The organism is Stutzerimonas degradans (genome assembly GCF_024448505.1).
Lineage (GTDB): Bacteria > Pseudomonadota > Gammaproteobacteria > Pseudomonadales > Pseudomonadaceae > Stutzerimonas > Stutzerimonas degradans.
On record NZ_JAMOHV010000005.1, the window covers coordinates 120841 to 133804 of the forward strand.

Below are 12964 nucleotides of genomic sequence, written 5' to 3' on the forward strand. Positions count from 1 at the left end.
ACGTTACTCGACGATTTCTGCCTTCTCGATCACCACGTCGTCCACCGGGACGTCCTGATGGCCGGACTTCATGGTAGTAGCCACGCCCTTGATCTTCTCGACCACATCCATGCCCTCGGTCACTTCGCCGAACACGGCGTAACCCCAGCCCTGAACGGTTGGTGTGCTGTGATCGAGGAAGTCGTTGTCCTTGACGTTGATGAAAAACTGCGCAGAAGCCGAATGCGGCTCCATCGTGCGGGCCATCGCCAGGGTGCCGGTCTTGTTGGACAGGCCGTTGTTGGCCTCGTTCTTGATCGGCGCGCGGGTGGCTTTCTGCTTCATGCCCGGCTCGAAACCGCCGCCCTGGATCATGAAGTTGCCGATCACGCGATGGAAGATGGTGCCGTCGTAATGGCCGCTCTTCACGTATTCCTTGAAATTGGCCGTGGTTTCCGGCGCTTTGTCTTCGAACAGCTTGACGGTGATGACGCCGTAGTTGGTATGCAGTTTGATCATGTGCAGAGTTCCGTTTCGATGGCGGGCAAAGAAGATGCGGCGGGCCACATCGAGGATGGTTCGCCGCCCCGCATGGCAGACGTACGCGAGGCGCTTTGCTCTGTCAGGGGGTTGACGGGTTCGCTATCATAAGCGCTTTGTTTTGGTCGGCCTACCCTGAGCCGCATCGCTGATCGCTAAGGACACCATGAGCAAGCCAATCGTCGAAAAAGCCGCCAATTTCCTGCGCCCGATCGTTCAGGCTGACCTGGAAGCCGGCAAGCACGCCAAGATCATCACCCGCTTCCCGCCGGAGCCCAACGGCTACCTGCATATCGGCCACGCCAAGTCGATCTGCCTGAACTTCGGCCTGGCCGAGGAGTTCGGTGGTCAGTGCAACCTGCGCTTCGACGACACCAACCCGGCCAAGGAAGACCAGGAATACATCGATGCGATCAAGGCCGACGTCGAGTGGCTGGGCTTCAAGTGGGCCGGTGAAGAGCACTATGCCTCCGACTATTTCGACCAGCTGCACGAGTGGGCGATTTATCTGATCCAGGCCGGCAAGGCCTTCGTCTGCGACCTCAATGCCGAGGAAATGCGCGCCTACCGCGGCAGCCTGACCGAGCCGGGCAAGAACAGCCCGTTCCGCGAGCGCAGTGTCGAGGAAAACCTCGACCTGTTCGCGCGCATGAAGGCCGGCGAGTTCCCTGACGGCGCCCGCTCGCTGCGCGCCAAGATCGACATGGCCTCGCCGAACATCAATCTGCGCGACCCCATCCTCTACCGCATCCGCCACGCCCATCACCACCAGACCGGTGACAAGTGGTGCATCTACCCGAGCTACGACTTCACCCACGGCCAGTCGGACGCCATCGAAGGCATCACCCATTCGATCTGCACCCTGGAGTTCGAGGATCACCGCCCGCTGTACGAATGGTTCCTTGACAACCTGCCGGTGCCGGCCAAGCCGCGTCAGTACGAATTCGCCCGCCTCAACCTGAACTACACCATCACCAGCAAGCGCAAGCTCAAGCAGCTGGTCGATGAAGGCCACGTGAATGGTTGGGACGATCCGCGCATGTCCACGCTGTCCGGCTTCCGCCGTCGTGGCTATACCCCGGCGTCGATCCGCAGCTTCTGCGACATGATCGGCGTCAACCGCGCCGGTGGCGTGGTGGACATGAGCATGCTGGAGTTCGCCATCCGCGAGGACCTGGACGCCAACGCCGCGCGCGCCATGTGCGTGCTCAAGCCGCTGAAAGTCGTCATCACCAATTACCCGGAAGGCCAGGTCGAGAACCTCGAGCTGCCGCGGCATCCCAAGCAGGACATGGGCGTGCGCGTGCTGCCGTTCTCCCGCGAGATCTACATCGACGCCAGCGACTTCGAGGAAGTCCCGCCGGCCGGCTACAAGCGCTTGATCCCCGGCGGCGAAGTGCGCCTGCGCGGCAGCTACGTGATCCGCGCCGACGAGGCAGTGAAGGACGAGAAGGGCAATATCGTCGAGCTGCGCTGCTCCTACGACGAGAACACCCTCGGCAAGAACCCGGAAGGCCGCAAGGTCAAGGGCGTGATCCACTGGGTGCCGGCCGCCGAAAGCGTCGAGTGCGAGGTGCGCCTGTACGACCGTCTGTTCAAGGCCGCTAACCCGGAAAAGACCGACGAGGAAGGCGGCAGCTTCCTCGACAACATCAACCCGGAATCGCTGGTGGTGCTCAAGGGTTGCCGCGCCGAACCGTCGCTGGCCAATGCCGCGCCGGAAGAGCGCTTCCAGTTCGAGCGCGAAGGCTACTTCTGCGCCGACCTGAAGGACTCCAAGCCGGGCGCCCCGGTGTTCAACCGTACCGTGACCCTGCGCGACTCCTGGGGGCAGTGATGACGCTTTCCATCTACAGCACGCTGTCCAAGAGCAAGGACGCGTTCAAGCCGCTGGAAGGCAACAAGGTGCGCATGTACGTGTGCGGCATGACCGTCTACGACTTCTGCCACATCGGCCATGCGCGGGTGATGGTGGCGTTCGACGTGGTCGCCCGCTGGCTGCGCCATCGCGGCTATGAGCTGACCTACGTGCGCAACATCACCGACATCGACGACAAGATCATCAAGCGTGCCAACGAGAACGGCGAGTCGTTCCAGGACCTGGTCGCGCGCATGATCGCCGCGATGCACGAGGACGAGGCGCGCCTTAATGTGCTGCGCCCGGACATCGAGCCGCGCGCCACCGACCACATCGCCGGCATGCACGCGATGATCCAGACCCTGATCGACAAGGGCTTCGCCTACGCCCCGGGCAACGGCGACGTCTACTACCGCGTCGGCAAGTTCGCGGGCTACGGCAAGCTGTCGCGGCGCAAGATCGAGGACCTGAAGATCGGCGCACGCATCGAGGTCGACGAGGCCAAGGAAGACCCGCTCGACTTCGTGCTGTGGAAGGGCGCCAAGCCTGGCGAACCGAGCTGGGAATCGCCCTGGGGCCCCGGCCGCCCGGGCTGGCACATCGAGTGCTCGGTGATGTCCACCTGCTGCCTGGGCGAGACCTTCGACATCCACGGCGGCGGCCCGGATCTGGTGTTCCCGCACCACGAGAATGAGATCGCGCAGAGCGAGGCGGCCACCGGCAAGCTGTACGCCAATGCCTGGATGCACGCCGGCGCGGTGCGGGTCGACGGCGAGAAGATGTCCAAGAGCCTCGGCAACTTCTTCACCATCCGCGAGGTGCTGGAGAAGTACCACCCCGAGGTGGTGCGCTACCTGCTGGTGTCCAGCCACTACCGCAGCCCGATCAACTACTCCGAGGACAGCCTGCGCGAGGCCAAGGGCGCCCTGGAGCGCTTCTACAACGGCCTCAAGGGCCTGCCGGAGGCGGCGCCTGCCGGTGGCGAGGCGTTCGTCGCGCGCTTCGGCGCGGCGATGGACGACGACTTCAACTCGCCGGAAGCCTGCGCGGTGTTGTTCGAGATGATCCGCGAGGTCAACCGCCTGCGCGACAGCGACCTGAACGCCGCTGCCGCGCTGGCCGCGCGCCTCAAGGAACTGGCCGGTGTGCTCGGTGTGCTGCAACTCGACCCCGACGCCTTCCTGCAGGCCGGTGCCGCTGGTAAGGTCGATGCCGCCGAGGTCGAGGCGCTGATCGCGGCGCGCCTGGCCGCGCGCGCCGAGAAGAACTGGGCCGAATCCGACCGCATTCGCGACCAGCTCACCGCCATGGGCGTGGTGCTGGAGGACGGCAAGGGCGGAACGACCTGGCGTTTGGCTGAGTGATTTCGAAGCCATAAAAAAACGGCGCCATAGGGCGCCGTTTTTATTGGTGGATCGTGACCTAGCGATGCAGGTGCTCGGCGGCGTGCAGGGTGTTTTCCAGCAGGCAAGCGCGCGTCATCGGGCCGACTCCGCCCGGCACCGGAGTGATCCAGGCGGCACGTTCGCTGGCGGGCTCGAATTCCACGTCACCGAGAAGGCGGCCATCAGCCTGGCGGTTGATGCCGACATCGATGACGATCGCGCCTGGCTTGATCCAATCGCCTTTGACCAGGTCGGTAATGCCGGTGGCGACGACCACCAGGTCCGCGCGTCTGACGTGCTCGGCGAGGTTGTGGGTGAAGCGGTGCGTCACCGTGGTGGTGCAGCCGGCCAGCAGCAATTCCAGCGCCATCGGGCGGCCGACGATGTTCGAGGCGCCTACGACCACGGCATCCAGGCCGTGCAGGTCGATGCCGGTGCTTTCCAGCAGGGTCATGATGCCTTTCGGTGTGCACGGACGTAGCAGTGGCATGCGCTGCGCGAGACGGCCGACGTTATAGGGATGGAAGCCATCCACATCCTTGTCCGGGCGGATCCGCTCGAGCAGTTGCGAGGCATCCAGGTGCTTGGGCAGAGGCAGCTGGACGAGTATGCCGTCGATGGAAGCGTCGTCATTGAGCTGGTCGATAAGCGCCAGCAGATCCTCCTGGCGAGTATCGGCCGGAAGGTCGTGGGCGATGGAGTTGAAGCCCACTTCCTCGCAATCCTTGCGCTTGTGCGCCACGTACACCTGGGAGGCGGGATCGTTGCCCACCAGAATCACTGCCAGACCTGGCGCGCGAAGTCCCTGCGCACGACGTTCGGCAACACGACCGGAGATCTGTTGGCGAATGTTGGCTGCAATCGTTTTACCGTCGATCAGTTGTGCGGTCATGACGCTTGGTTAACCACCGGAAAGAACTTGGAAAGGGCGCGCATTCTCTCACGCCGAGACGATGTGGCAAAGGCGGAGGGGCCGCAGCCACGTGTAACCCCTTTATCTAGCTGAAATTTTTTTCAGCTTTGCTGTTGACGACTATCGGGAGCCTCTATAACATTCGCCCCGCTTGTCGAGCACAGCCTGCTGCTGGGTAAGATGGCTTGCGAAGAAAACCACTTCTTCTACAGCCGGAGCTTCAAGTCTGCGCTCCGAACAGAATGCAGATAAAAGCGCCCGTAGCTCAGCTGGATAGAGCATCCGCCTTCTAAGCGGATGGTCGCAGGTTCGAGTCCTGCCGGGTGCGCCATGTCGGGCTTCTGGCACAAGCAAATGCAATATGGTGGGCGTAGCTCAGTTGGTAGAGCACAGGATTGTGGCTCCTGGTGTCGAGGGTTCGATCCCCTTCGTCCACCCCATATTCCAGAAGACGCCAGGCATTGCCTGGCGTTTTCGTTTCAAGCCCGCTTGGCGGACGTGGTGAAATTGGTAGACACACCAGATTTAGGTTCTGGCGCCGCAAGGTGTGAGAGTTCGAGTCTCTCCGTCCGCACCACTACATGGTTTCGAGGAGTCAACGATTCCCGAAACACGCTCAAAGCCCCGTCATCGGGGCTTTTTTGTGCCCGATGGATACCGCTTCCGGCCGCGGCCCGGCCCTGCCATTGCTTGACGAACATAACCGCGCACGTTGCGTTGGCGAGTTAGCCCCCGCCGTTTCTGTTTGCGCGGCTTTGCGGTGCTACCCGAACAGTCGTCGTAAACCGCTCGGCACCATGCCGGTCCAGCGCTTGAAGGAACGGCGAAAGTTGGTGGTGTCGGTGAAGCGCAGGTAAGCCGCGACCTCGTCGTTGCCATAGCCTCTGACCTGATACAGATACAGCGCCACGTGCTTGCGCGCCAGGTCGAGCTGCTCCTGAAAGTGCGTGTCGTGTTTCTGCAGCTTGCGCTTGAGCGTTGCCGGACTCATCCCGAAGGCCAGGGCGACCCGTTCGAGGTTCAACGGCGTGCGGATGTTGGCCTGCAGGTACTCGTATAGCCGATCGAGAAAACTGCACTGCCAGCCCAGGCTCGCCAGCTGCGTCTGGCTGGCCAGCTCGGCGACCTGGCCGGCCGTCGCCGAGGCATCCGGCCTGGGGCGATGCAGATACTCGCGTGGCAGGCTCATCATCGTCAGCTGACTGTCGAAGGTCAGCTCCTCGCCCAGATGGACCCAGTACTGCTCGATGTAGCGAGGTTTGGCGTAGCTGAAATGAAAACGCCAGGGCAGGCGCTCGGCCGAGAGCCGGCGGCTCATGGCAACAACAGCAGTCATGCAGGCTTCGGCCAGAAAGATCCGTGAATGTCCGGTGCCGCAACTGTCGAGCCAGTAGAGGTACGCCTGCTTGTCGTCGAGCAGCAAGCGGGGCGTGAACAGCGGGCTGAGCAGCGCGCGAAAGCACTGCAGCCGCTCCAATGCCTGGTGCAGTGTGCAGGCGTTTTCCAGCGTATGGCTGGCCTCGCCGTAATGGCCGGGTAGCAACCGCTGGCCGAACAGAAAGCTGCTGTCGTCAGCATCCAGCAGACGCTGGGCGTTGCCGATCAGTGTGACGAACTGCTCCGGGCTGAGCTTGGCGCGCCCCTCGGCGATATCGGCATAGAACAGCCCTGTGCCGCGCAGCAGCCGATGGCTGTCGATCCCTCGTGACAGCGCCAGGTCGATCAACAGCGCCGGCTGATGATGCGCGGGGATGAAGCGGGTATCGCATTCGTAGCCGATCACCATCGTCCGGTCCTCACGCGCAGCGCGGTAGTTGCTGCTTGGCCTTGGCCAGACCGAGGTTGAGGCGCCTGAGCAACTGCTCCGAATCATCGTCCAGCGCCATCACGGCTGCGGTACTGGCGCGCAGCACAAGGCGTTCGCCATGTTGCCCGGTCCGGTGCGCCAGGCTGGCTACTGCCTGCTGCAACTCGTCGGCGATCATCCGCGCCTGGGCTTCGCCGGTGTTGGGCAGCACCGCGACGAAGCGATCCCCCGCCAGGCGGCACAGCAGATCCTGCCGGCGCAAATTGAGCATCAGCAGCTGCGCGATGGCCTGCAGCACGGCATCGCCTTCGTTCTGACCAAAACGCCGGTTGATGGCGTCGAAGTCGTCCAGGTCCACGGCGACAAGCGACAGCGGCTGCTCGTTCTCGCGGGCCTCCGCCAGGGCATGCTGGATTTGCTGGCGCAAGTATTCGGCGGCACCCAGCGGCGTCACCTTGTCGAACAGGCGATGTTCGCGAAACAGCTTCTCGCGTTTGCTCATCTGCTGGCTGATAGCGCGCTGTTCCTGGTTGAGGTGGTAGATGCCGAGCGTGAGCAGCAGCAGACCGACGGGCATCGGTGCCGTTTCGAGCCAGTTGTCCCAGGCGACCTGCTGCGGCATCTGGACGAACTCGTCCAGCGTATCCATCCACCAGGCGAAGAAGATGCAGGCGAGTCCGAGCGTCAGCAGCCGGGTCACCCGGCCCGCCGGTCGGCTGCGCAGCAGCATGACCAGCCAGACCAGCGCCAGCACGGCCGAACCGCCTTCGCCGGCGACGTCCATCCAGTCGATTTGCGCCCATTCTTTCAGCTCACCGGTGGCGAGGTAGAGCTGCAGGCCGAGATTGGCGGCGATGGCGAGACACACCAGGGGCCAGGTGTGCAGTCTGAGAAACGATTTCATCGGCTCCGGCCCGTCGCTAGTGGTTGAACTCGGCACCTAAGCAGATCGCTGTGACAGTCGGGTTACGCACCCCGGGGGTCAATTCGGCTCAGCTCAATTGCACGTCGCGGGGGCAATCGAAGGCATTTGGTTTGCTGGCAGTCGCGCTCAACGCCGTGGTAGCCCGCGACGCCGCTCTTGATCGTCGGCCAGACAGGTCAATTCGGCTCAAAAGTGGGCAGAAACAGCCTATTACGCCGCTGATTCGCGCTTGCCGCACCCGCGCTGTCACAGAACTGCCACGGTGCCTGCCTACCGTCCGCTGCAGTTCCGGGATCGGCCCGGATGGGTTCCGGAGAGGGGACGGGATGAGCGCTCATTGCTACCAACAGCGAAAACAGCGATTCAGGATCAGCGCACTGGCGCTGGCGATTGCCGCCAGCTCGGCAGCGCTGGCGCAGGAGGCAGGTGTCGAGCACGTCGAAGTGGTCGGCCAGGCGGTGAGCATCGACAAGGCGCTCAAGGAACAGCGCAGTTCCGACAGCGTGAAGAGCGTGGTGCATGCCGATGGCATCGGCCAGCTGCCGGACGACAATGCCGCCGAGGCGCTGCAGCGCATTCCGGGGCTGTCGGTGGAGCGCGATCAGGGCGAGGGCCGCTTCGTCAGCGTGCGCGGTATTGCGCCGGACCTGAACAGCGTGACCATCAACGGCACCCTGGTGCCCTCGCCGGAAGGCGACCGGCGGGCCGTGGCGCTCGATGTACTGCCGTCGGAACTGGTGCAGTCGCTGTCGGTGGTCAAGACGCTCACCCCGGACATGGACGCCAACTCCCTGGGCGGCACCATCGAAGTGGAAAGCCTGTCGGCCTTCGATCATGACGGTCTGTTCTACAGCATCAGCGGCGAAGGCAGCCACGATGACAACGTCGGCAAGACCAGCCCGAAATTCTCCGGCGCCTTCAGCAACCGTTTCAGCCTGGGCGATGGTGTCGACAACTTCGGCGTGGCCGCGGCGCTGAGCTGGCAGGAGCGCGATTTCGGTTCGGACAACGTCGAAACCGGCGGCAAATGGGATTTTGAGGACGGCGCGCGGCTCGAAGAGCTGGAACAGCGCGATTATGAGATCACCCGCGAGCGCACCGGCTTCGGCCTCAACTTCGACTACAAGCCGGATGATCTCAGCAGCTACTATCTGCGCACGCTCTACAGCCGCTTCAAGGACACCGAGACGCGCAACGCCGCCGGGGTCGCCTTCGAGGAGGCGCAGCAGGCCGGCGAGCGCGGTGACGCCGAGGGCTGGCGCGAACTCAAATCGCGCGAGGACACCCAGACCATCCAATCCTATGTGTTCGGTGGTGAACGCCTGTTTGGCCTGTGGACGCTGAGCGGCCAGACCGGCTACAGCGAGTCGCGCGAGCGCAACCCCGGCGGTATCGCCGGTGCCGTGTTCGAGGGCGACTTCAGCGATGCGGGCTTTTCCAGCACGCGCAAGCCGCGGCTGGCCGTCGAATCGGGTTTCTACGATCCGTCCCGCTTCGAGCTTGACGAGGTGGAGTGGGAGAAGAGCGATGCCCGCGACCGCGAGAAAAACATCCGCCTGGATCTGGCGCGCGATTACGACCTTAAGGGCTACGCGGCGCAGCTCAAGTTCGGCGGCAAGCTCAGCCGCCGCGACAAGTCAAACGACAGCGAGATCTGGGTCTACGACGATTTCGATGACCTGACCTTGGCCGATTTCCAGGCTGGACGCGTCGATTACGGCCTCGGTCGCTTCGGTCCGGGTATCAGTGCATCGGGCATCAAGGGCCTGATCGGTGGGTTCGACGCCAGCGAGTTCTATGACGAGGAACAGTCGCGCATCAACGACTTCGACATGCGCGAGGACATCGATGCCGCCTATGTGATGAACACCCTGGATCTGGACCGCTGGCGCTTCATCGCGGGCATGCGCTACGAGGGCACCGACTTCAGTGCCAAGGGTACGGGTGTGCGTGACGGGGTTTTCGAGACGATATCCAGCAGCCGACGCTACGAGCACTGGCTGCCGGGGTTGCACGCTCGCTACCAGCTGAGCCCCAGCACGCAGTTGCGTGCAGCCTGGACCAACAGCGTGGTGCGACCGACGTTCGGCCAGCTGGCGCCCGGCTTCGTCATCGAGGACGACGAGGCGGAGTTCGGCAATCCGAACCTCAAACCGCTGGAGTCGGTGAACTACGATCTGGGCATCGAGCACTACATGGGCCGGGCCGGCGCCGTCTCGGCGTTCCTGTTCTACAAGGACATCGACAACTTCATCTACAACACCGACCTGGCCGGAACCGGCCAGTGGGCGAACTTCGCCGAGGCGCTGAGCTACGAGAACGGCAGTGGCGCCACGCTCTATGGCATCGAGCTGGCCTATTCGCAGAAATTCGACTGGCTGCCGGCCCCTTGGAACGGCCTGCTGTTGGGCGCCAACGCCACGTTCAGTCGCTCCGATGCGGATATCGAAGGACAGGGCGCCAAGCGCAGCATCGACCTGCCGAATCACTCCGATACCGTCGGCAACCTCATGATTGGCTGGGAGAACGAGCGCTTCAACACGCGCCTGGCGGCCAACTACAAGTCCGAGTACCTGGCCGAGGTTTCCGGCGTCGACGATGCCGCGCATGACCTGTATGTGGACGGCCAGCTGTTCGTCGATTTCAAGGCCGGCTACTTCATCACGCCCAGCCTGCAGCTGACCTTCGAGGCGCTGAATCTGACCGACGAAGCCTATTTCGTCTACGCCGGCCGCCAGCGCTACAACGCCCAGTACGAAGAGTACGGCCCGACCTACAAGCTCGGCCTGACGCTCACCCATTTCTGACCCTTGCCGTCCCGTCACCCACTCGGGTGACGGCGGGCGGCTGCCTGACTGGAACACTTCATGTACGTACATCTGCAACGAAAACTCCTGCTGGCCACCTGCATCGCGCTGGCCGCCTGCCAAAGCACGGGTGAGCGCGCCGCGGCTACCTTGTCCGTCGCCGCGGCCGCACCCGCTGTGATCGAGGCCGCACGGCTGCTGGGCACGGACGGGTTCGACCGTGTCGAACTGGACGGCCAGGGCCTGCGACTGCTCGACCCACAGGGGCAGGTGCGGGCCAACCTCCCTGGACGTTTCGAGGGACTCGATCACCGCGAGAGTGACGAGGGGCTGCTGCTGGCGACCGTCGAGCGCAAACGCCAGCAGGCGATGCTCGTCGGGCTGACTCGCGGGGGGCAGTGGAGCGCACCGCTGTTTCTGCCCAAGACGACTTTCGCCATCGAAGGGCTGTGCCTGTTCCGCGATGCCGGTCGCAACGACTTTCTGTTCCTCGTCGGTGAGGAAGGCGTCGGCGAGCAATGGCTGGTTGGCGCGGACGGCCAACTGCTGGGCGAGGCCCGTCGTGTGCGCGGCCTGAGCCTGCCGCCGGGCAGCAGTCATTGTCAGGTCGACGATGCGGCCGGGCGGCTGTTCGTCAACGAGGAAGCGGTCGGCCTCTGGACCTATCCCGCCAACGCCGAGGCGCCGCTGGAACGGGTTCCGGTGGACCTGCGCGCTCCCTTTGGTGGGCTTGCAGAGGGCGCCGCAGGCATGGCGCTGGTGCCCGGTGGCGTGCTGCTGCTGGATGCCGAAGCCGCGGCGCTGCACCTTTATCAGGAGCAGGCCGATGGCTGGCAGGCCAGTCAGGTATTGGCGCTGAAGGGCTTCGACGAGCCTGAGCAGATCAGCGCGCGAGCGACGCCCGAGGGCCTGGCGCTGCTGCTGGTGGATGATCGCGGTAGCCGCCAGGCTGCTCTCGATTGGACGCCACGGCCGGTCGCGCGCAAGCCGCCGTTGCCCTTGCTGCCGGCCGAGGTCGAGAGCGGCCCGGTACCGAGCCTGGGCGATGCGGCTGACGACCCGGCCATCTGGGTCAACCGCAGCGAACCGGGCGTAAGCCGGGTGCTGGGCACCGACAAGAAGGGCGGGCTGGTGGTGTATGACCTGCAGGGCCGCCAGGTGCAGAGCCTGCCAGTAGGGCGGCTGAACAACGTCGATGTACGCGACGGCTTCCGTCTCGGTCAGCGCCAGGTCGATCTGGCGGTGGCGAGCAATCGTGATCGCAACAGCCTGCATCTGTTCGCCATTGATCCGGCCAACGGCCGGCTGGAGAACATCGGCCAGATCGCCACGCCGCTCGCGGACATCTACGGACTTTGCCTGTTCAAGGATCGCCAGGGCGCCATCCATGCCTTCGCCAACGACAAGGACGGCACCTTCCTGCAGTACCGCCTCGATGGGCGCAGTGGCAAGCCCCGGGGTGAGCTGGTACGGCGCTTCAAGGTCGACAGCCAGCCGGAAGGCTGTGTGGCGGACGACCGCCGCGAGCGATTGTTCATCGGCGAGGAAGACGTTGCTGTGTGGACGCTGGGTGCCGCGGCCAACGCGCCGACCGCTCTGGAAAAGGTCATCGGCGTGGGCGAAAGCGTGCACGACGATATCGAAGGGCTGGCGCTGTACCACGGCCAGCGCGCCGACTATCTGGTGATCTCCAGCCAGGGCAACGACAGCTACGTGGTGCTGGATGCCACGGCGCCCTATGCCGTGCGTGGTGCGTTCCGCATCGGCCTCAATGCTGCGCACGGCATCGACGGCGCCTCGGAAACCGATGGTCTGGAAGTCACCTCGGTCAACCTCGGCGGGCCGTGGAGCCAGGGGCTGTTGGTAGTGCAGGACGGGCGCAAGCGGATGCCCGAGGGCACGCAGAACTACAAGTACCTGCCGTGGACCGCGGTGGCCGATGCCCTGGGCCTGGAATAGTCATCTTCCGGTAACGCGGCCGTCATTCACTTACAGCTGCCCGGCCGGGCAGGAGGAAGCAGCGATGCAACATGCAGTCGAACAGATGTCGATCTGGGGGCTGGTCAGCGAGGCCAGCGTGGTGGTTCAGGCCGTCATGGCGATTCTGGTGCTGGCGTCGGTGGCCAGCTGGTATCTGATCATCCAGCGCAGCGTGGTGCTTAGGCGCAGTGAGCGCCTGCTGCGCGAGTTCCTGCGTCAGTTCCGCCAGAGCGCTGATCTGGCCCAGCTGCAGCGCGACGTCGAGCACCAGGCGCGGTTGCCGGAGGCTGCGCTGCAGCGCATCTTCCGCGATGGTCTGCAGATGTTCAGCCAGCTGCAGCGCCAGCCCGGCCTTGCCCCGCAGACGCTCGGCGAAGCGGTGGATCGCAGCCTCTATGTGGCGGTCGCCGAGCAGGAGGAGCGTCTGGACCACGGCCTGCAGGCACTCGCCACCATCGGCTCGGTGAGCCCGTACATCGGGTTGTTCGGCACCGTGTGGGGGATCATGAATGCCTTTATCGGGCTTTCCCAGGTACAGCAGGTCACCCTTGCCACCGTGGCGCCCGGCATTGCCGAAGCGCTGATCGCCACGGCGATCGGCCTGTTCGCGGCGATTCCGGCGGTGATCGCCTACAACCGCTTCGCCGCCCGCGGTCAAGCGCTCGCCGGCCGCTACTACGCCTTCGCCAACGAACTGCAAGCCCGTCTGTTGCCGCGACTGCATGCCAGCGCGCCGAGCTTCGCCGCCGCCGCGGCCTGAGGAGAACGCC

General features: G+C 64.2%; 9 protein-coding genes and 3 tRNA genes. 8 read left to right on the forward strand and 4 right to left on the reverse strand.

Annotated elements, in window-relative coordinates; translation table 11 throughout:
• Positions 1 to 3: 3 nt before the first annotated feature.
• Positions 4 to 498, reverse strand: coding sequence for a peptidylprolyl isomerase (locus tag NAV27_RS09240; RefSeq protein ID WP_102829264.1), 495 nt, complete (start codon positions 496 to 498; stop codon positions 4 to 6).
• Positions 499 to 685: 187 nt separating this feature from the next.
• Between NAV27_RS09240 and NAV27_RS09245 the strand changes: the two genes are divergently transcribed.
• Positions 686 to 2356: a glutamine--tRNA ligase/YqeY domain fusion protein gene (locus NAV27_RS09245; protein ID WP_102829263.1), complete on the forward strand. Its 1671-nt coding sequence runs from the start codon at positions 686 to 688 to the stop codon at positions 2354 to 2356.
• Entirely contained in the window at positions 2356 to 3741 is a 1386-nt protein-coding gene (gene cysS, locus NAV27_RS09250; protein WP_102829262.1) for a cysteine--tRNA ligase, read from the forward strand. Before NAV27_RS09245 ends, cysS begins: the two co-directional genes overlap by 1 nt.
• Before the next feature lie 58 nt (positions 3742 to 3799).
• On the opposite strand, the gene folD is transcribed toward cysS, so the two are convergent.
• The gene (gene folD / locus NAV27_RS09255; protein WP_102829261.1) at positions 3800 to 4654 is read right to left on the reverse strand and encodes a bifunctional methylenetetrahydrofolate dehydrogenase/methenyltetrahydrofolate cyclohydrolase FolD; all 855 of its coding nucleotides are present in this window, start codon (positions 4652 to 4654) and stop codon (positions 3800 to 3802) included.
• Positions 4655 to 4929: 275 nt separating this feature from the next.
• Between folD and NAV27_RS09260 the strand changes: the two genes are divergently transcribed.
• The 3 genes from NAV27_RS09260 to NAV27_RS09270 all read left to right on the forward strand — a co-directional run bounded on the left by NAV27_RS09260 (position 4930) and on the right by NAV27_RS09270 (position 5252).
• Positions 4930 to 5006, forward strand: a tRNA-Arg gene (locus tag NAV27_RS09260).
• 33 nt (positions 5007 to 5039) lie between these two features.
• Positions 5040 to 5115, forward strand: a tRNA-His gene (locus NAV27_RS09265).
• Positions 5116 to 5167: 52 nt separating this feature from the next.
• Positions 5168 to 5252 (forward strand) — tRNA-Leu (locus NAV27_RS09270).
• Between the two features lie 186 nt (positions 5253 to 5438).
• Here NAV27_RS09270 and NAV27_RS09275 read toward each other — a convergent pair.
• Positions 5439 to 6461 carry an AraC family transcriptional regulator gene (locus NAV27_RS09275; protein ID WP_102829260.1) on the reverse strand — a complete coding sequence of 341 codons (1023 nt, stop codon included), beginning with the start codon at positions 6459 to 6461 and terminating at the stop codon, positions 5439 to 5441.
• A 10-nt stretch (positions 6462 to 6471) separates the two neighbouring features.
• Positions 6472 to 7386 carry a GGDEF domain-containing protein gene (locus NAV27_RS09280; protein WP_102829259.1) on the reverse strand — a complete coding sequence of 305 codons (915 nt, stop codon included), beginning with the start codon at positions 7384 to 7386 and terminating at the stop codon, positions 6472 to 6474.
• Positions 7387 to 7733: 347 nt separating this feature from the next.
• On the opposite strand from NAV27_RS09280, the gene NAV27_RS09285 reads away from it, so the two are divergent.
• From NAV27_RS09285 to tolQ, 3 genes are all read left to right on the forward strand, one after another.
• Complete coding sequence (locus tag NAV27_RS09285) at positions 7734 to 10214, forward strand: TonB-dependent receptor (protein ID WP_102829258.1); 2481 nt, start codon at positions 7734 to 7736, stop codon at positions 10212 to 10214.
• A gap of 60 nt (positions 10215 to 10274) precedes the next feature.
• A complete protein-coding gene (locus NAV27_RS09290; protein ID WP_102829257.1) occupies positions 10275 to 12173 on the forward strand; it encodes a phytase in 1899 nt (632 codons plus the stop codon).
• 64 nt (positions 12174 to 12237) lie between these two features.
• Positions 12238 to 12954 carry a protein TolQ gene (gene tolQ, locus NAV27_RS09295; protein ID WP_102829256.1) on the forward strand — a complete coding sequence of 239 codons (717 nt, stop codon included), beginning with the start codon at positions 12238 to 12240 and terminating at the stop codon, positions 12952 to 12954.
• The last annotated feature ends 10 nt before the right edge of the window (positions 12955 to 12964 follow it).